Origin of the sequence: Thalassospira sp. GO-4, assembly GCF_023588965.1 — a bacterium.
Lineage (GTDB): Bacteria > Pseudomonadota > Alphaproteobacteria > Rhodospirillales > Thalassospiraceae > Thalassospira > Thalassospira povalilytica.
In genome coordinates, this window is the sequence record NZ_CP097807.1 from 2638143 (window position 1) to 2657500 (window position 19358).

A 19358-nucleotide genomic window follows, 5' to 3' on the forward strand; every position below is an offset into this window, starting at 1 on the left:
AATCAATAGTTTCAGCGGACTTTCCTTACTTCGACTCAAGGCGCCGCAACCACTCAGATTCTGTTAGACCGACACGCGACAGATCACTGGCGAAACGCTCAACAGCTCGTTGCGCATGTGAGGTGCGGAGTTGATCGAGCCAGTGATATTTTTTCCAGCCAGTATCCTCGAAAAATAGGCTTCCATCTTCTTCTTGCTTCGCGGCAATTCTCTGACTTACCGCGTCAGGTGCAAACTCCGCTGCAAGACAAAGGTATGATTTTGGCTGATAAATCAACTCAAGGATACTGTTACCTTGTTCTACAATGACATGAGATGCCGAACTACCTGCACCACTGGCGCCTTTGCTCATTTGCACGAACATAAAGACCCGTGGTTTTTTCAGTCGGACACTGTCACATACAGGTTGAATGCATAAGAGATAGAGATCATCGTCCTTTTGGTGAACTATGCTTCCCATCTTTAAGATTTTCTTCCCATCCCCGTAGAATGTACGACTAGCCATCAAATGAGAAAAGCGATGGTTCGCATCTGATCCGTCTGATGGGAGTAGAATTTTTGATGCCTTTCTGACTCTTTTAGTCTTGTCTTTGTCAGAATCCATCTTTGGTATTGTATCATGTGCTGTCGCAGCCTCTTTGAACCCTTTCGTACAAATTGCCTCGGCAATTTCTCTGTGGTTTAGCCCCTTTTTACCCAACAGCTGGTCCAAATGGGCGCCAGGTTGCCAGACATTCAAACACCAATCTCGCAATATTTTCTCTGGCAACAGCGGAGTTGGTAGAGCATCTTCTAAAACAGCTTCAATCTCAGAAACCAATAAAGGAATCATATGTGTCGAAGCGTCGTCGTCGGGTAAACACATAGCAAGATGCGTAAGAAATGCTGGATCTAGGTCACTACTAAACCGAGACAGAACTTTCCGACTATTTTTTCGGATCTCTGCCAACCCCATAAGAGTCGCAGCGTGCAAAATTCCAGATGCAAGCTTAGCAAATTCCCTGACAGCAATATCAGCAAGGTGGGATTCTTCCACAATGTGGCTAGGATCGGTATCAGGTCGTTCTCTTCCGGGCTTTCCCAAGACCACTATACGGCTATTTTCCGTGTGAAAAGCTAGACCGCCTTGATTTTCGCAGGGTTGGAAACTTTCCCCGATGCTCGGATAAACCTTCTCATAAATTTGGTCAGCGACGCTGAACAGATTAACTTCCTGCGTATAAACCAATATCAGTCGGAGCTGTTCGGGAACATCCTTTACTGCTTGGGAAATCAACCCACTTATCAACTCAAGCGCACGCCCGCCTTTGTCTCCAAAAAGATCCCAATCCACAATCACGACATCAGATGCCTTGCAAAGAGGAAATATGTCTGACTTGGGCGATACTTGAGCTGACTTTTTTGGTTGATAAAGAGAACAAACAATCTGTTTTTTCGCAAAGCTGTTCACAATATCATAGGTATCAGGTGCATTACCCTCGTCATCGACGTCTGAAGAAACAACGATACTCTGCTTGTTCGAGCTATTTGCACTTTTCGTAACTTTCTTACGAGTTTTCACAGAGATGGGTGCTTTTACTTCATCTTCTTTTACAGTACCACGTTCATAAATTCGATCATCGACAAAGACCGCTGTCTGTATAAATGACTGTGCAGCACGTCTTGAATATTCTTGTACAGTTTCAGGCAGTGTCGTCATTTCTCGTTGGCCATCTAATTATCATTGTCACGCCCCGGCTCTCAGAATTTGGGAGAACATCGATCCCCATTCCCTCTTTCTCAAGTGCCTTCTTAGAAATGAAGAGGCCCAGTCCTCGCCCACCAGGCTTCCTCGTAAACCCCTGATCAAAAATTGCTGCAACATCCCTTACGCCGATAGAAGGTCCGTTGTTTGATATGATGAAACTTTCCTGATCAGCATCCAAAGTGATCTGTCTATCTTGATCGATGTCTTTGAGCCAAAACATGGCATTATCGATTATGTTAACGAAAACAGGATAGATTGTAGAAGGGAAAACTATAACCTCCGATTGCAAAAATGCGTCGGTAACGTGCAACTTTACATGGTGCCTTTTCATACGCACCTCAAAAAGAGTCCGTAAGTAATGGTTAATATCCGAACCTTGAATGGTTATTGCTTTTCGGTACAGTCTTCTCTGCAAAGGCGTGAATAAATTGAGATGTCCGTCCAAGTGATCAAAATTATTTCTTATATCTTGATACAGCGTTGACAACTCATTATTTGACGCGGCCCAGGGTCGTAGTTCTCGTAAAGATCTCCGAACTCCTTTGATAGCAGCTTCAAACTCATGATTAATAACCGCTACAGCAAGGCCTAACTGCACCATTTCGGCATCAGCATCTGACTGCTCTTTGAGTTCCAGCAATTCCTGATCCATGGCCTCCACAATATCAGAATCAGATATCTCAACTCCGTGAGAAATATTGCTGGATATAGCGGTGAGCATATCCCGAACCTTCGAGAGTGTTTCTCTATTCTTTCTGCCCACAGCCTCAATTCTGCCTTCAAAACCGTCTCGCAACCTCTCAATTTCATTTTCGGAAAGGCCTACGATATCTTTCTGCGCAAATTCAACTTCAACTGCAGATATTGTCTCCTGCATTTCTCGAATAGCGTCGCGAGCAAAACGAAGAGCTGACGAGCGCGTCTCGTTTGCAGAGCTACGCACTTGCCCCGCTTCCTGCGAGACAGCTTTTTTTCCGCTATCGGCTTGCTGCTTAATTAGCTCACTGAGACGCTTCCTCTGGTCAACATATAACTTTGCTTCGTTAGCTACTGCGCCCAGGGTTTCCGCCACCTCAACACTAAAAGGGTCAAAAACGTCTTTGTCTAGTCGCTCGATCTCTATCGTATATGCAGTCCAGTCGCGCTGAAGGGGTTTCGACAAGCCAACACCTCGGGGTTTTGCTAACCGGTAGCTTTCACGAATTTCTGACAGCCTACGGTTTGCTTCCCGTTCTGCATCCAGCAGAGCAGAGGAGGCTTCATCAGGATCCTTCATTTTTGCGGCAGCGTTCATTCGACTTGTTATGGAAAGACGAAGGTTCGCGAGCTCCGTTTCCGGCAGTCCGGAATTCACTCGATCAAAAAAACCTTCCAATGAAACCGCGATGTTTTTCCGTTTGGTTGATACTTGCTTTTCACGACGTCGCCGAGCAAGCTCCAACCGCTCCAATTCAGAGCGTTGCTCGTTGTAATACTCAGAAAAATCGCCACTTTCTCTAAAAAAGTCTGCAGCAAGTTGGAGAAAAAGGTTTTCGAGTATATCTTTCAGCTGTCGATACGCTTTATCCTGCTGAAAACCTTCTCGACCGGCCTTTTCCCTCAGTAAACCATTATCTTTGCGCGTCAGTTTTACTGCACCAAAAACTCGTCTGTGTGAAAAGAAGTAGTAAGAGGCTGATTTTGTTCTACGCTCTTCGATATTCAACCAATCGACGTCAGAGTTGCCATAAGGCAGAATACGGATCCGATCTCGATAAACATAAACGCCGCCAATTTTATTCAGCTTATCTGTGATTCTCCTCCACTCATCGGGCGGGAGACTAGTCTCGCGTTGTGCACCGGCGACATAGCCGAACTCAATTTCGAACGGTCCACACCTTGTCGGCTGACCTTGCCCGCCAGACCAAGAAATGACATGCTCCGAGAATTGTTCTCCATAAATCCTAATGTCACCACAAAACTGACCGTACTCATCGAACCGACCGCTAATCTTATGATCTGCCGCATCCAATTCTTGCTGAGTGAAAAACTCACCTTCACCGATCAGATCTTCATTGGCTGCATCGGTCGGCCAATACCGGAAAGCGGTCTCGATTGGAGGAGGAGGAGTTTCTCGAAAGACTGCATTTGAAAACCCCAAAAGAAACTTTGTGAAATCCCTAGTTTGATCCTGCCGCTCTCGCTCAATTTCATATGCGATACCATCATCCGCAGGAGCGACATAAAAATGTGTTCCAGACATCCCATCATTTAGACTGATCCCTCCGAGAAATGCGTCTATATCCTGCGGATCCAGTTGAAAATCCGAAATATCTTCCAAGATACTCTCAAAAGAGGGGCTCAGGCCGTCCCTGGCCAAATCTTTAACACAGTCTTTCATTTGCTGAAGAAGGTCGTCAACTTCTTCAAGCGTGGGTAGTCGGCCATCAGGAATTAGCTTCACCGGAATTTCAATATCTTCCAGATTGACTCCTGATATTTCAAACAACTCCCAATGGATGAAACACATAACCAAATCATGCACTTCACCGTCCCGCTTAGCACGAGTCATTATCAAGACTTGACGTCCCAACAGCGCAATTGCTAGGCGACCGATTCCTTTCTCCCCCATAATTGCCCGCTCGGTTTTTTCTGGCGGCCGATATGTATCAGCTTTTTGACCATCTTCCGGTGCATATTTACTTTCCGTCCCCAAAACCAACCAACGATCCTCAAACTCATGAGGCGTCATTCCTACGCCGTTATCACGTATAACCAGGAGATTGTCTGAACGGAAATAATCCACCTCGGCATGATCCGCGTAGGCGTCGTGAGCATTTTTGAATAGCTCGCTTACTGCTGTTGAGACGTTAGCAATCTGCTGACGCCCCAGCATATCTACAGTTCGCGCTCGGGTTTTAAACTTCGCCATAAATCACCCCACGTAGCGCCTTGCATGCTCAAGTAAGTGCGCTCCGAAAACTTGCGCCAATGCCACTGGAACCGCATTCCCAATTTGCCTTGCTTGCGAGTTCAGCGAGCCAAAGAACTGAAAATCATCGGGGAACGTTTGAATTGCTGCAGCCTCCCTTACACTAATAGCACGATGTTGTTCTGGGTGACCGTAGCGACCATTGGATAAACTGATACAGCGAGTAGTCAGCCCTGTGGCAGGTCCATCCCACCTCATTCTGCCGTACACGTCAGTGTGTCCCGAATATCCATTCTTTATGTGACAATCCAGTCTCAGGTGAACAGGCCAATCAGCTCTCGAACCTTCTGGCGGTGTTGCCATAATCCGCTGTAGATTCAGCTCAGACAGCTTTGCAGCTCGATGATTCGGGACATCTGGATGTATTTCCCCCGCTTGAATTGGCGGCAAATGTGAAATCCACTGTCTCACTGTACTAAATGGTATACCCACATCTGGATTATGTGTCTCTTGAGGGAAGTCGATCTCACCGTGCCTTGAAGCAAGTAAAACTAGACGCCTTCGCTTTTGAGGCACACCAAACTTTTGCGACTCAATAATCCCAACCGTTGGAGAGTAACCCAAGTCTTCCAAGCGTTTTTTGAAGCGGGTGAGTGTGCTGTTACCAGAGACCTTTTGGATTCCTGGGACATTTTCCACAAAGACGTAATCTGGCAGATGTCTCTCAATGAACGTTCCAAAGTGAGAAAGCAATGACCTTCTCAAATCTGTCTTCTTGTTCGGCTTCTTTGTGTTTTGCTTTGTGAATGGCTGACATGGAGCACATCCACAAAAAAGCTTCACATCACAGCTACTTACCAAATCATCCATCTCTGCAGGCTGAAACTTGGTAATATCTGACCTCTTGAAGACAGTATTAGGAAAATTGTTACGATAGGTGCTTGCCGCATCACCGTCAAAATCGAGCGCAAAAACAGGATTGAGGCCAGCATTCTGAAACCCCTTACTGGTCCCGCCACATCCTGAGAAAAAATCAAATACACTTATACTCATGCAGGTTCATTCTTATTATTTGCTTGATCTCGCAATGCGTAAAACATTCATTCACATTTCTAAAAATATTTCGGAATTGACCCGATCACTAAGTCCGGGCTCAATTAAGATTTCACACTTCGGCGACTATTAATCTACTGCCGACACACGATCTCTAGAAATTACAACATCGCCCGCGTTAGATCGACAATTTCCTGCTCCAAAAGACAATGGCGCGCATACTGGTCAAGCTAAAAGCTCTTCGCTTTTTGTGGCACTTCGGCACGAAGATTACAGATGCTAAGCAACCAATCCTTTAACAAACGTTGAGCATGGCACCGCCATGCGAATAAGCAGGAAGCCCGCTCGGGCTGTTTGGTGGGCCCACCAAACCTATCCTGCCCCCGTCACGACAGGTGAAAGTTGTGCCATCTCGTGTACTATCATGCAATCTTTTGCATTTTCGTGCAATCTTATGCACTCTCATGCAATCACATGCAGTGCATTGTATTTACAGCATTTTCTTAAGTACCTATCCTTAAGAGAAATCGCTGTTTTACCCTTGCGCATCAGCAATCCCGAAAGGTAATCAATCTGATCCAACCTTCGAGGATACAATCAGTGCATGTAGCAATATACGCCCGCCACTCAACGGACAAACAGGAAACCAGTACTCAGGATCAGATCCGCCGCTGCCGAGAATATTGCAGCGTCAAAGGCTATCAGGTTGCCGACGTGTTTTTTGATGAGGGCATTTCAGGTTCTCACATTGCCAACCGCCCTGGCATCGGTGCACTTCTGGTCGCAGCACTCAACGGACGATTTGAGGGTGTCGTTGCGGAGAACCTGAGCCGCATTAGCAGAGACCAGGCCGACACTGCCAATTTCTTCAAAAAGATGATGTTCTTGGGCCTTCCTGTTGAATCCGTCACAGATGGCGTAATCAACGAGCTGCATATTGGTCTGAAAAGCACCATGAATGCGCTCTATCTCAAGGATCTGTCTGACAAGACCCATCGTGGGGTGATCGCAGCTGTTTTGCGTGGCGGTGTGCCAGGTGGTCAACTCTATGGCTACGATCTTGTTCATGCCCTTGACGAGTTTGGCGAACCTATTCGCGGCAAGCGCAAGATTAATGAGGAACAAGCAGAAATCATTCGCGAGATATTTGAATATTATGCCGAAGGTAGAAAGCTGAAACATATCTGCGACGATTTGAACCGACGCGGCATTGATTCCCCCAAAGGTGGGAAATGGGCACCCTCAAGCCTTGTTGGCTCGTTTGTCCGCCAGACGGGTATGTTACGCCAAACGCTCTATAACGGCATCGTTACCTTCAACAAAATGCAGTACCGCAAACATCCGGAAAACGGCAAACGCCTATCAATCATGCGTCCGGAAAAGGAATGGATCACAGTCCCAATCCCCGAACTGACCATCATTGACGATGAGACTTTCACAAAAGTCCAGAAGGCTCTTGATGAACGATCCAGCAAACACCTTCAGCGCAAAATGATACCCTCTTTGATGACAGAAGAGGAGAAACGCGCGACATCCATTCGCCGATCAAAGGAATGGCGTCGCAAACAGGCCGCCACAAAGAAACGTGCCAATGCGGTATTTGGCGGCAAACTCTATTGCGGGGAGCACAATCAGAAAATCACAGCGACCTATGCGAAGCATTATTCTTGCCCTGTCAAAGGCTGCGCGAACAGGAACCTTCACTATGACGAGATCATCAAGCTAGTATTGGATGCCGTCGCTGAACTCGACGAGGCAAAGATCATTGAGCATTTCAAGAGCGATGAAATCCAACAAGTTCGCGCTCATCACGCACGCGAGATTGAACGCCTGTCTCAGCATCTCGAAGATCTTCGCGCCAGCATCAACAAGGTTATTGATGCCTTGGGCCCGGACGCACGTTCAGCTGAAATACGCGCGTTTTTTGACGATAAAGCAGAACAGATACAACGTACGAAACTTGATATCGCAACTCATAAACGTGAGCTTTCAGACAGCGCCCTACCACGCAAACTCGCCGGTATTATCCAGAGACACCAAAAGTTGATTTCATGCCTATTGAACTGGTCACGAGATCCAAAAGCAGTCGGCCCCCTAAGGCAAACTATTAATCGGATTATCCTAAAAACGTTCCAGTCGAGGCATGAGGTTCCCGTTCAACGAGCCTGCTTTGCCGATTTTGATTTCGACGCTCTTATCACTATTCATCAAAGCCAAAACTGAGTTGTATTCCCTTGAATTATCGATCTATTGTTCCTTGGAATTAACTAGCCAACATCTCTGGCACACAAGAGCAAAACAGCGCCTAGTTTAAATCGAGAGAAATGCTCACAACTGCTTAAGCATCAAAGTTCCGACAAATTTGCCACAATATTGCCGCTTGACCGCAGTGATCCTTCAAGATAACCATTGCGCTGCAACATTGTGATAGGATTCTCCTTTTGCGGATCATCTCGTGCATACTTTCGGTTGTTATCGCGTTGACAGTAATGCTGTCTGGCGCTGAGGCCGTGCATGCCAAAGCCGCTGATATTAACAGTGGCCATCACAGTGTTGTCTCCGTCATGGCTGACAGTAGTTCTCACACACAGGATCCATCGCACAACGATGTTTGTGGCATGGCTGTTTGTGGTCCCTATGTGCAGCAAATGTCTGGTAACTGGAACGCTGCACCTGTTTTGTTGTCTGTAAAGTACTGGGCAAAAGACAGAACGCTCTCGCCTGCAGAGCTTGATGTTAGCGTCAAACCTCCCCGCACCTAAGATATTCAGTTCCTTATCTAAACTGCATTCGTGACGTAATCTGTCGCTATGAGTCCGATCACTGACTCTGTGTAAGGTTTGCGTAACGAGATCCTTTATACTGAATTATCTCGGGAGCATTTTCATGCCCAAATACACTACTTCTGTCCTTCGCCTTGCTGTTGCTTCCGCCCTTGCTATGGGTAGCCTTGCCGGTATCCAGACTTCTGCATTTGCTGGTGCAGGTCATAGTGGCGGTCATAATGATGGCGTCGAAATCGGAGCGCCTGGCGATATCTCTGATGTTCGCCGGACAATTCGGATCACGATGGAAGACAATTTCTATGACAAGGAAAAGATTGTTGTTCGCGGCGGCGAAACCGTTCGTTTTCTAGTCGAAAACAAGGGTGAATTCGTTCACGAGTTCAACATTGGCACCGCAGCCATGCACGCGGACCATCAAAAAGAAATGATGATGATGATGGAACATGGGGCCCTTGAAGCAGACAAAATCAACATGGACATGATGGAAATGGACATGGGGAACGGCGAAACCATGAAGCACAACGATCCGAACAGCGTGCTTCTGGAGCCGGGTGATTCTGCCGAGGTGATCTGGACCTTCCCGAAAGACGCAGAACTTGAATTTGCGTGCAATGTACCAGGCCACTACGAGAGCGGCATGGTCGGTAAAGTTCGCCTGCAGTAACCACTGCGCAGGGTCTCGCGCCAGAGGGAATCCCTCCCTGTTGCCTCTGGCGCACCTCAACCATCGGAGATCATGAGAATGAGAAAACTTCTTGGGCGTACCCTTTTGGGGGCGCTAAGCACTATTGCTGTGTCAACAGCAGGGTATGCGGCAACCTATAATCTGTCTGTCGATTACGTTACCATCGACACAGGTGATATGAAAACCAAAGCAATTGGCTATAACGGGTCCTCGCCCGGTCCGACCTTGCGCCTCAAAGAAGGCGAAGATGCCGTCATCAACGTGACGAACAACCTGGACGAGACTACATCTATCCATTGGCATGGGTTGATCCTTCCCTACCAGATGGACGGTGTGCCGGGCATCAGCTTCACCGGGATCGAACCGGGCGAGACTTTTACCTATCGCTTTCCTGTCAAACAGAGCGGGACCTATTGGTTTCACAGCCACTCTGGCTTCCAGGAACCAGATGGCGCTTACGGCTCAATTGTTATCGAACCCGAGAAACGCGAGCCATTCAAGTTCGACCGTGAATATGTCGTTGTTCTGAAAGACAAGCACCCTCATTCCGGGGCGCGTATTCTGCGCAACCTAAAGATGATGCCGGACTACTACAACCGTAACCAACGCACGCTCGGAGACTTCATCTCCGACGTTTCGGAAAACGGATTGGGAGAAACTCTCTCTGAACGTGGAGACTGGGGCAGCATGCGCATGATGCCAACAGATATTGAAGACGTTCAGGGCTTCGTCGGCCTCATCAATGGTAAATCACCGGAACAAAACTGGACCGGACTATTTGAGCCAAACGAACGTGTGCGCCTGCGCTTCATCAATGCATCGGCCATGACTTACTTCGACGTCCGCATTCCGGGACTTGAAATGACTGTTGTCCAGGCCGACGGCAACAATGTTCAACCGGTCAAGGTTGATGAATTCCGCATTTCGGTTGCAGAAACATACGACGTGATTGTTCAGCCGACAGCTGAAAAGCCGTATGCAATCATGGCCGAATCAATGGGACGCTCGGGTTATGCATTCGGATCGTTGTCGCCGCAAGAAGGGTTGAAAGCTGAAATGCCAGCCAGACGCATGGACGCTCCGTTGCTGACAATGGCGGACATGGGAATGGATCACGGTAGCATGGCCGGAATGGATCATTCTTCGATGGGCAGTGGTAACGAGAACGGTATGGCTGGAATGGACCATTCGAATATGGCCGGAATGGATCATTCTCAGATGGGAATGTCCAAAGATGATCCCTTCTATGCCGCTGGAAGTGGTTTGACACCAAAAGCAGCCAATGGCGGAAAGTTCCTCTCCTATGCCGACCTGAAGGCACAGAAGCCTTTGTACCCTGAACGGCCTGCAACGCGTGAAATTGAACTGCGCCTTACCGGAAACATGGAACGCTATACGTGGTCAATCAATGGCGTCAAATATGAAGATGCAGAACCTATCCGCTTGAAATATGGCGAACGGGTGCGCTTCAAGTTCGTCAATGAGACCATGATGTCACACCCGATGCATTTGCACGGGATGTGGTCAATCCTCGATACTGGCAACGGTAAATGGGATCCGGTTAAACACACCATCAATATCAACCCTGGCATGACCGTTTATTCGGAAACCGAAGTTGATGCACCTGGGCAATGGGCTTTCCACTGTCACCTTAGCTATCACATGGCTTCTGGCATGTTCCGAAAAGTGGTTGTAGAGGGCGGTCCAGCCGTCGCGGCACTTGAGAATGGAGTTCAATAACAATGAAAACACTAACTTTGGCCGCGATTGGTGGTGGTGTTCTTTCCACGATCCTGTCCTTCTCGTTCACTGCCAAAGCAGACAATCACATCTTTTATGGCATTCAAATGGAGCAGTTTGAATACCGCTCTGGTGACGAAGGGGAAAATCTTTTCGTTTGGGATGGTGATGCATTTGTTGGCACCGATGAACTGAAGTTACGTTGGCAAGGCGAAGGCGAGCGTGATCTCAAAAACGACCTTTACGAAAACTTCGAGAACAGACTGGTCCTGCAAACACCAATCAGCGACTTTTTCGATGCCAAAGCCGGTATTCGTCTGGATACGCCAAGCACAACAGATCGTTGGTATGGAACCGTTGGAATCATGGGGCTTGCTCCTCAATGGTTTGAAGTCGACGCTGATCTGTTTGTCAGCGAGACCGGAGACGGCAGTGCGCGGCTTGATGTTGAGTATGAAGGCTTGCTGACCAATCGTTTAATCCTCACACCTTCGCTTGAGCTGAATGCTGCGTTCTCTGACGATCGCGAGATTGAGGTCGGACGCGGGTTTTCAAGCGCAGAGATCGGACTGCGGCTTAGCTATGACCTCATCGACCGTGCCGTTGCACCGTATATCGGGGTTGCCTATGAGCGGAAACTCGGCAAAACCGCAGACTTTGCAAAAGATGACGGCGAAGATTACGAGGCAACTTACCTCGTAACCGGTCTCCGCCTTCTTTTCTAAGCATCACACGACAGGGAGGACTTTCCTCCCTGTCTGTTTTGCCGAACCTTCTCAAGGAACCTAACTACAATGATGGAAATCGTCCACGATCTGGGGCATCGCTTGACGCACTACATATCAAGCGATGCACACTGGTGGGTTCATCTTGTATTCCATTTGGTGGTGTTTGGGGTGCCGGTTGCGCTAATTATTATTCTCAGCGCGACGGGATACAGGGCTTTAAGACGCCGCAGATCTGTTCTTGCGCAACAGGCTCAAAAGCCCTCGGCAAAGAGCGGAACAGCGCTCCTGCAGTACATATTCAGAGCTTCATGGAAGCGGCAGATAAAACTGGGGCTACTGGCGACGGCCTCTTTGCCGGCTCTTTACATGAGCCTCGAGCTTCCGAAGTTGATCATCAACAACGCCATTGAGTCAGGACATTTTCCAGTTACCTATTTAGGAATGGAGTTCTCTCAAACGATGGCTTTACTTACTCTCTGTCTGCTTTTTTTATTGGCGATTGGCGTGCATGGCTGGCTGAAATATCAGGTTAATTTGCAATCCGGTGCGCTGGCAGAACACATGTCACGCCGCCTACGGCTTGATATTTCAAAATTCAGCTTTCGAAAGCCATCCCCCAAAGGAGGGGAATTGATTCCGGTTATTGTGCAGGAGGTAGAGCCCGTAGCTGGATATGCTGCAGAGTCGATTGTGCTGCCTTTGTTACAAGGCGGTACATTCCTGACGATTCTGACTTTCATGCTCGTGCAAGATTTGGTTTTGGGCATCGCCGCAACCGCACTGTTGCCGCTTCAGATTTTTGTCATCCCCAGATTCCAGAAGAAAATTAATGCTTTGTCTCGAACGCGGCTGAAGGAAGTCAGAGTTCTCGGCGAGAAGATAGGGAACATCTCAAACGATAACCAGCCAGGTGCCCGGGATATTTACGGGTCATACAAGCGACTTCACGACCTTCGTCTCTCTATCCACAAGAACAAGTTCGCCATGAAGTCTTTAAACAATTTCATATCACAGATGACGCCCTTCTTCTTTTACACAATTGGAGGGTATCTGGTGATAAAAGGCGATCTCACGCTCGGGGCTCTAATCGCAGTATTAACAGCGTACAAAGACATGGGCGCTCCGCTCAAAGAGCTCTTTCGCTACTATCAGGCACAAGCCGATGCTCACGTCAGATACTCCGAAATCAAACCTTACATCTCAAAGGAAATCAACAGTATGGACAACCGGATTGCAGATGTAACGGTTCTGTCTGAAGTCGGATAAAAAACGTCCCCTTGATTGAGGTAGGTCAACGTAACTCGATATTTAAGGGCATAAGTGTTACGGTACTGCCCAAAGGAAATTTGATCAATGAATGCACAGCACGCACTAATACGCGCCGTACTGATCCTGCTCGTCGGGATGAGCGCTATTATGCTTGCTCCCCATATTGCAGTCGCGTCGACTAGCTCTTTTCCTGCGCATTCTGCAGAAATCAGTGGTTTTGACGTTGATCACCAGCATGACCTGACTTCGTGCTGCCCCCAAGTTTCTTGTCAGTCCACATCAGCGGTCCTTACCGAGATTATCCTACCGGTTTCAGAGTTTTCCCCTGTACAGAACGGGATAGAAGAAGTGTCCCTTCAGCCGGTATCTCGGTCATGGATTTTCCAGCCTCCCATATTCTGATCCTCCCGAACAAATAGCGAATAACTGTTCTGGGTTCTGCACCTGCCGATGGCATGCGTACAGATCGAGCCTTGGTGTTCTGCACCATGCTGCTTTCAGACGGAACAGTCACACCTAAAGGTATTTATGGGATGGCGAAGAGAAATGGAAAATATTCTCAGTTGGTTGCTTTGGGGAGCCTTCATCATATTGATGATGCGCTTTGGTTGCGGTGCTCACATGTTTGGGCACAAAAAGCACACCCACAATAAGAAACAAGCGGACGGTCAGGCTGAGGCAATCCGATGGGAGCACCCTCAGTCCGCCGTTGACCCGGTTTGTCATAAAACTGTCGATCCGCGCATCGCCAAAACAGCCATTTATGGCGGTGAAGTATTCTACTTCTGTTCAGACACCTGTCGTTCGAAATTTGAAGTGTCGCCAGATACCTATGTCGATGGCAGCGCAATTAGCCGACAAACTCACGTATCGCCAAGCTAGTTCAGCGAAATCATAGGCGGCACCACCCTGACCAAGGTTGACTAGTTCACTTGGTCTCACGTGTCTTCGAATATTTGATACATACGCATAAAACAAAGGCCCGAAGAAAATGAAAAAAGAAATCAATTGGTCAAAGTATTTGGTCATCGGTTTTTTCGCAGTAGGGATCATTGCCATGACCCTGAATTCGTTTCTGCCCGGGAAAGATGACATCAAAGATCTTGAACTGACCGATAGCGGGATTGCGCTCCCCAGTTTCAGCAAGGAAGCCATGGTAGGAAACCAGCTTTTCGATATGAACTGTGCTGCTTGTCACGGACGCAATGCAACAGGCACGGAACAAGGCCCGCCACTGATGCACAGAATCTACAATCCGGGACATCATTCAGATCGCGCATTCTATCTAGCTGTTCAAAACGGGGCGAAACAACATCACTGGCCCTTCGGCGATATGCCAGCCCAACCTCAGGTAAGTTCGGAACAGGTATCGCGGATCATTCGTTATATACGCGAGCTGCAGGAAGCAAACGGCATTATGTACCAACAACATCAAATGTGAGGCAGGGATGGACCATCAGTCAGAATACAAAAAAAACAGTATCTCGCTCCTTGGCGCCATATCCATGGGCACCGGTGTTATGATCGGAGCAGGAATTTTTGCTTTGACGGGACAAATTGCCGAACTTGCAGGAAAGTGGTTCCCGTTGTCGTTCCTGTTTGGCGCACTTGTCACTGCTTTTAGTGCTTATACCTACATCAAGATGTCAAACGCCTTCCCGTCAGCGGGCGGGATTGGAATGATTCTTCAAAAAGCATACGGGCCGGGAGCCATAGCAGGCGGCGCAGCATTGCTGATGGCCTTTTCGATGGTCATCAACGAGAGTTTGGTCGCAAGAACATTCGGAACCTATGTTTTGCGGGCTTTTGACCTGACAGATATTGAAGTTCTGATACCGATCTTGGGTGTCTGCCTGATCATTTTTGCATATGCTGTCAACAGAGCTGGCAACAAATCGGTTGGCCTGTTTTCAATGGTTATGGCTGGCTTGAAGATCGGCGGGATTGCATTGTTTGCAATTGCAGCTCTTTGGGCTGGTGGATATTCATTCGAGCCCTCATCACCCGACGGCGCGAGCTTTCCATTGGCCGGTTTTGTCGCATCAATTGCTCTTTCAATTCTGGCCTTCAAAGGGTTCACAACGATCACAAACAGTGGTGCTGAAATCGTGAGCCCTCATAAGAATGTGGGTCGTGCGATTACGTTCTCAATCCTGATTTGCGTTGTCGTATATATTCTCGTGGCGCTTGCTGTTGGTTCAAGCCTTGACTTGGACGAACTGATAAAAGCCAAAGACTATGCCCTCGCCCAAGCTGCACAGCCAGCATTGGGGCCCATCGGATTTTATCTGACTGTGCTGCTCGCAGTCGTTGCGACGGCGTCCGGTTTGCTAGCAAGCGTGTTTGCGGTGTCAAGAATGCTCGCGATGCTGACCGATATGGAGATGATCCCGCATAGTCATTTTGGAATGTCGGGTTCAATCAAAGACCACACACTTGTTTACACGGTTGTCGTGGCAGCGCTGTTGACAATCTTTTTTGATTTAAGCCGGATCGCTTCACTTGGCGTGTTTTTCTATCTGGTCATGGATGTGCTCATCCACTGGGGATGCTTTAAGTACCTACGACAAGAAATAGGAGCACGCGGCTTTGTAATGATTACAGCAATTGTCTTTGACATCATCGTGCTGCTCGTTTTCGCCGGCATGAAATTGCAAAGCGACCCATCCATTGTTCTCATTGCAACTTTGATGATCGTTGCTGTGTTCATTTTTGAACGTTGGTTCCTGTCAAACTGGATAAACCAATCGGCCAAGGCGCACAGTCACGATCACTCAGGACATTGATTATCCGCAGTGACATTGCAGCATAACAGCAGGAAGCAGACCATGTCTGATCATCATCATAAGAAGCACCAGGATAATCACAAAATGTCTGATCAATCAGGACAGTCGACGGATCCTGTTTGCGGTATGTCGGTCACGGTGGATGCCGATACACCACGCTCTCGGTACGGCAGTGAGACATATTATTTCTGTTCGCAGAAATGTAAGGGCAAGTTCGATAGCTCTCCTCAGAGCGTATTGTCCTCAGAGGAAGAGACATCTGCTGCAAACAGCGCTTCGTCATCGACTTCGGGTCGCTACACCTGCCCGATGCATCCAGAGATCATACGATCCGAACCTGGTTCCTGTCCGATCTGCGGAATGGCACTGGAACCGATGGATATGCCAACAGAAAATGACGCACCAAACCCCGAGATTCAGGATTTCAAAAAGAGATTCTGGTTAGGCGCAGCTCTTACGGTGCCGCTGATTGTCCTAACGATGGGGCCGTTTGTTGGTTTGGGCTTCATCCGGGAAATGATTGGAGAACGCGTTACTCTTTGGGTGGAGTTGGTTCTCGGAACGCCTGTTGTCCTGTGGTCCGGCTTCCCATTCATGGTTCGTGGATGGCATTCTGTGGTGAACCGTTCTCTCAACATGTTCACCTTGATCGGGATGGGCGTTAGCGCAGCTTATATATTTAGCGTCGTCGCAGTGATTTCTCCGGGCATTTTTCCTGATGGATTCAGAGACGCACAGGGACATGTCGGTGTGTATTTCGAAGCTGCAGCTGTCATCGTTGTCCTTGTGCTTCTTGGCCAACTAATGGAATTGGGGGCTCGGGAACGAACCGGCTCGGCAATCAAAGCGTTATTGGGTCTTGCTGCGAAAACAGCCCGCATTATTGAAGATGATGGTTCTGAACGAGAAGTTCCTCTTGAGGATGTAACCGTCGGAATGCGTTTGAGGGTTCGCCCAGGTGACAAGATACCTGTCGATGGCGTTGTCGTTGAAGGACGGTCGTCAGTTGATGAATCCATGATTTCGGGTGAACCCGTTCCAATTGAAAAAAATCCAGATGATGATGTCACCGGAGCAACAATCAACGGAAATGGCAGCCTGATCATCCAGGCCAAACGGGTTGGCAAAGATACTGTCTTGAGCCAAATCGTTGATATGGTCTCCCATGCTCAGCGAAGCAAAGCGCCAATCCAAAAGGTTGCAGACACGGTTGCAGGCAAGTTTGTGCCTGCTGTTATCCTGGTTGCTTTGATCGCCTTCGTCGCTTGGGCCATCTGGGGGCCCGATCCGTCATTGTCATACGGGCTTGTCGCAGCGGTTGCTGTTCTGATCATTGCGTGTCCCTGCGCCCTTGGTTTGGCAACGCCGATGTCAATCATGACAGCGACCGGCCGTGGTGCACAAATTGGTGTGCTCATTAAAAATGCAGAGGCCTTGGAGCGATTTGCGAAGATCGATGTGCTCATTGTCGATAAAACCGGGACTTTGACAGAGGGTAAACCAAAACTTGCAGGTGTAATCGCCCAACCGGATTTTCAGGAGGAGGAAGTTCTTTCTGTCGCTGCGGCGCTGGAAAAGGGATCCGAACATCCATTGGCTGACGCCATTGTTAGTGCCGCTCAGGAGCGCGGTTTGTCCCTTGATAAGGCACAGGAATTTGAAGCTGTAACCGGTCAGGGCGTCACCGGAAAGGTGGGTGGCAAGTCGGTTGCCCTAGGTAATAGCAAACTCCTTCAGACTCTCAATATCGATCATTCTGCTGTTGATAAAATAGCAAATGATCGGCGAGATATGGGGGAAACGGTAATGCATGTCGTTATTGATGGAAAGATTGCTGGGCTCATTTCCGTTGCCGATCCGATAAAGCAAACAACATCGGATGCCCTGGCTGCATTGAAAAAACAGGGCTTCAAAATTGTCATGGCGACGGGCGACAACCAACGAACAGCAAAAGCTGTTGGCAGTAAACTCTCGATTACCGATATCCGGGCCGATGTCTCACCGGAAGATAAGGCCAATTTGATCAAAGAGCTAAAAGATAAAGGTCATCAAGTCGCGATGGCGGGTGACGGTGTTAACGATGCCCCCGCACTTGCGCAGGCCGACGTCGGAATTGCGATGGGTACGGGGGCGGATGTGGCAATCGAAAGTGCTGGCTTCACTCTTGTCAAAGGTGACCTGAGCGGGATTGTTCGCGCCCGCGAGCTCTCGGAAACAACCATGCGCAATATCCGACAAAACCTCTTCTTTGCGATGATTTACAATGCAGCAGGTGTGCCGGTTGCCGCAGGGCTACTTTATCCGTTCTTTGGCATTCTTATCTCGCCCATGTTTGCCGCTGCAGCCATGAGCTTGTCTTCGGTATCTGTTATTGCCAATGCATTACGACTTCGTAGAGCAGGCCGCTAACTCAACGCGCTGAACAATTTGCAGGGATGGATCAATTTGTTGGCAATCATTTATCGCAGACAAATTTTCCAGCCCTGTTAAATGCCGTGGTTGATCAATATCCCCGCGTTTTGCATTCTATGTCGGCTGAAACTGGAAGCTTTCTATGTCCTGTCCTCATTTCAATTAATCGTGCTCTGGCTCTAATCACATTTGTGAATACTCTCTACCACTAACTTTTGGCGATTAGCCAAAATAGCAATTTCCGCTAACATCTGCTTTCTAACAACGTCAACAACACACTGGCTCTTTGCTGACAGGCGCAAAGTATTTCCATTTAGCGATGCTTTGATCTTCGACAACCAAGCTCTAGGGTTTCGGCATTCGGGCATTTCACGTCTTGAGAGCGTTTCGCATATCTCCACCCATATTTCAGGTGTACCCTTTTCTTGCACTTCACAAGGTTGATAGTCACAAGTTTCCTCTGACATGATTGGTTTTAGTTCGTCTAGAGTGTCGAGTAACATCAACCGCGAAAGACGCTTTTTCCCTCGTCGTAATCCATCGAGCTCCAGCCTAACGGCATCAATGCCAACGCGGTCAATCGCTTCATTCACCCGTAAACACGCATTCGCCAATGTCCAGGGCTCCGAACACAATCGCTGCCACTCTCTAGCTAAAATCAAACATTGATCATCGACGGCAGGAAGGACGGTTGCTCCGGTTCCAGAAACAGTATTTGCCTGTTCCTTCTCATCCGTGTTTTCTTCTTTATCCGTGTTCTTCTTATTGGAACCGGCATCACGTGCCGGTTTAACAGCGGCATCAGGTGCCGGTATGATGGAACCAGATGCCGGTTTAGAGCCAAGGCCGATCAACTGATAAGCATTGCGATTACGTAGTCTGCCAACAGCTCGGCTTAGCTTGGCCACCAATCCAAGCTCGGCCAAACGCTTAAGCGCCTGACGCACCTTACGATCAGACAGTTTTGCCTCACTGGCAATCGTTTCAATCTTGGGAAAGCATGCCTGAGTGCGGTCATTGACGTGCGATGCCAGAACGACGGCAACACAGATTTCGGCAGTCGACAAATGAGGATGATGAAGGATCTGTGTCTGCACCCATTGCCAGCGGGCAACGGCAGACGTTCCGACCGGTACAGATTGCTCTGCAACCGCGCCGGTTTGCGCTTGGGAATATGAAAAAGTCATGCGTGGTATCGGCCAGAGTTCAAGCATCGCATTTATTCTTGACAAAGCGATCCC

The 19358-nt window shown here is 48.4% G+C and carries 14 protein-coding genes; 9 read left to right on the plus strand and 5 right to left on the minus strand.

Going from position 1 to position 19358, the window contains the following annotated elements:
• Window positions 1-25: 25 nt before the first annotated feature.
• The 3 genes from M9H61_RS12230 to M9H61_RS12240 are packed head-to-tail and all read right to left on the minus strand — an operon-like array spanning window position 26 to window position 5711.
• Window positions 26-1699, minus strand: coding sequence for a response regulator receiver domain (locus tag M9H61_RS12230; protein WP_250280690.1), 1674 nt, complete (start codon window positions 1697-1699; stop codon window positions 26-28).
• Window positions 1683-4658 (minus strand): ATP-binding protein, encoded by a 2976-nt coding sequence (locus tag M9H61_RS12235; protein WP_250280693.1) that lies wholly within the window; start codon window positions 4656-4658, stop codon window positions 1683-1685. The genes M9H61_RS12230 and M9H61_RS12235 overlap by 17 nt, the downstream gene beginning before the upstream one ends.
• 3 nt (window positions 4659-4661) lie before the next feature.
• Complete coding sequence (locus tag M9H61_RS12240; protein WP_250280694.1) at window positions 4662-5711, minus strand: DNA cytosine methyltransferase; 1050 nt, start codon at window positions 5709-5711, stop codon at window positions 4662-4664.
• Window positions 5712-6311: 600 nt separating this feature from the next.
• Here M9H61_RS12240 and M9H61_RS12245 point away from each other — a divergent pair.
• A complete protein-coding gene (locus M9H61_RS12245) occupies window positions 6312-7934 on the plus strand; it encodes a recombinase family protein (protein WP_250280696.1) in 1623 nt (540 codons plus the stop codon).
• Between the two features lie 122 nt (window positions 7935-8056).
• Here the strand turns inward: M9H61_RS12245 and M9H61_RS12250 are convergent, their stop codons facing one another.
• Window positions 8057-8257 carry a hypothetical protein gene (locus tag M9H61_RS12250; protein WP_114114388.1) on the minus strand — a complete coding sequence of 67 codons (201 nt, stop codon included), beginning with the start codon at window positions 8255-8257 and terminating at the stop codon, window positions 8057-8059.
• Between the two features lie 340 nt (window positions 8258-8597).
• Here M9H61_RS12250 and M9H61_RS12255 point away from each other — a divergent pair, with 340 nt between their 5' ends.
• From M9H61_RS12255 to M9H61_RS12290, 8 genes are all read left to right on the plus strand, one after another.
• Window positions 8598-9161 (plus strand): plastocyanin/azurin family copper-binding protein, encoded by a 564-nt coding sequence (locus M9H61_RS12255; protein ID WP_120226108.1) that lies wholly within the window; start codon window positions 8598-8600, stop codon window positions 9159-9161.
• A 78-nt stretch (window positions 9162-9239) separates the two neighbouring features.
• The gene (locus M9H61_RS12260) at window positions 9240-10922 is read left to right on the plus strand and encodes a copper resistance system multicopper oxidase (protein WP_101270197.1); all 1683 of its coding nucleotides are present in this window, start codon (window positions 9240-9242) and stop codon (window positions 10920-10922) included.
• Window positions 10923-10924: 2 nt separating this feature from the next.
• Complete coding sequence (locus tag M9H61_RS12265; protein ID WP_063093944.1) at window positions 10925-11647, plus strand: copper resistance protein B; 723 nt, start codon at window positions 10925-10927, stop codon at window positions 11645-11647.
• A gap of 69 nt (window positions 11648-11716) precedes the next feature.
• Window positions 11717-12916 carry a hypothetical protein gene (locus M9H61_RS12270; RefSeq protein ID WP_250280698.1) on the plus strand — a complete coding sequence of 400 codons (1200 nt, stop codon included), beginning with the start codon at window positions 11717-11719 and terminating at the stop codon, window positions 12914-12916.
• Window positions 12917-13465: 549 nt separating this feature from the next.
• Complete coding sequence (locus M9H61_RS12275) at window positions 13466-13801, plus strand: YHS domain-containing protein (RefSeq protein ID WP_064781637.1); 336 nt, start codon at window positions 13466-13468, stop codon at window positions 13799-13801.
• A 109-nt stretch (window positions 13802-13910) separates the two neighbouring features.
• Entirely contained in the window at window positions 13911-14360 is a 450-nt protein-coding gene (locus M9H61_RS12280; RefSeq protein ID WP_250280699.1) for a cytochrome c, read from the plus strand.
• Window positions 14361-14367: 7 nt separating this feature from the next.
• A complete protein-coding gene (locus tag M9H61_RS12285; protein ID WP_250280700.1) occupies window positions 14368-15705 on the plus strand; it encodes an APC family permease in 1338 nt (445 codons plus the stop codon).
• A 42-nt stretch (window positions 15706-15747) separates the two neighbouring features.
• The gene (locus tag M9H61_RS12290; protein ID WP_250280704.1) at window positions 15748-18114 is read left to right on the plus strand and encodes a heavy metal translocating P-type ATPase; all 2367 of its coding nucleotides are present in this window, start codon (window positions 15748-15750) and stop codon (window positions 18112-18114) included.
• A gap of 182 nt (window positions 18115-18296) precedes the next feature.
• On the opposite strand, the gene M9H61_RS12295 is transcribed toward M9H61_RS12290, so the two are convergent.
• Window positions 18297-19331 carry a helix-turn-helix domain-containing protein gene (locus tag M9H61_RS12295; RefSeq protein ID WP_250280706.1) on the minus strand — a complete coding sequence of 345 codons (1035 nt, stop codon included), beginning with the start codon at window positions 19329-19331 and terminating at the stop codon, window positions 18297-18299.
• Window positions 19332-19358: the final 27 nt, after the last annotated feature.